The sequence below is a fragment of the Mycobacterium sp. ZZG genome, from assembly GCF_054786995.1.
This window is the reverse complement of sequence record NZ_JBTBFV010000182.1, coordinates 1-807: the sequence shown is the minus strand read 5'-3', so window position 1 is coordinate 807 and position 807 is coordinate 1. Positions and strand designations below refer to the sequence as shown.

The following is an 807-nucleotide window of genomic DNA, read 5'->3' as shown; positions in this document are numbered from 1 at the left end:
AGCGAGACGTTCAAGTTCTCCAACGACCCCGACCTCGACGCCAAGGTGGTCGATGTTGTTGGCCTGTATATGAATCCGCCGGAGAATGCGATCGTGCTCAGCATCGATGAGAAAAGCCAGATCCAGGCTCTCGACCGCACTCAACCGACGTTGCCGATGGCGCCGGGGCACTGCGAGCAACGCACGCATGATTACATTCGTCACGGCACCACGACCTTGTTCGCCGCACTAAACATCGCCACCGGCGAGGTCACCACCCAATGCAAACCGCGTCACCGCCATCAAGAGTTCCTCGCGTTCCTCAAACACGTCGCGAAAACCTATCCCGACCACCACCTGCACCTGGTCATGGACAACTACGGCACCCACAAGAAAGCCGAGGTAAAGGACTGGCTCGCCCAGAACCCCCGGATCACAGTGCATTTCACACCGACTTCCGGATCCTGGATGAACATGATCGAGGCCTGGTTCGCCATCATCGAACGCCAAGCGATCCACCGCGGCACCTTCACCAGCGTTCCCGACCTCGTCGCCGCCATCCGCCGATTCGTCACCAGCTGGAACACCCGCTGCGAACCATTTGTGTGGACCAAACCCGCGAATGAAATACTCGACAAAATCAAACGTAAACGAATTTCAAACACGGGCCACTAGTGTCGACAGGGTGTCACGAGCGTCGTCATTCCGGTGGATCTGCCTGGCCTACGTGATCGCCGTCGGCGTAGGTCTCGCCTGGTTGATGTGGGGACCGGCGACCGACCATCTCTGGCTCGACACGCTCATCGCCGACGTGCTGGCCACCGTCGT

General features: G+C 59.1%; 1 protein-coding gene. It reads left to right on the top strand.

Annotation, left to right across the window (positions count from 1 at the left end; translation table 11 throughout):
* On the top strand, positions 1 to 654 hold a 654-nt coding region (locus ACXMYJ_RS29255), incomplete at its 5' end, for an IS630 family transposase (RefSeq protein ID WP_460359568.1).
* Positions 655 to 807 lie beyond the last annotated feature (153 nt).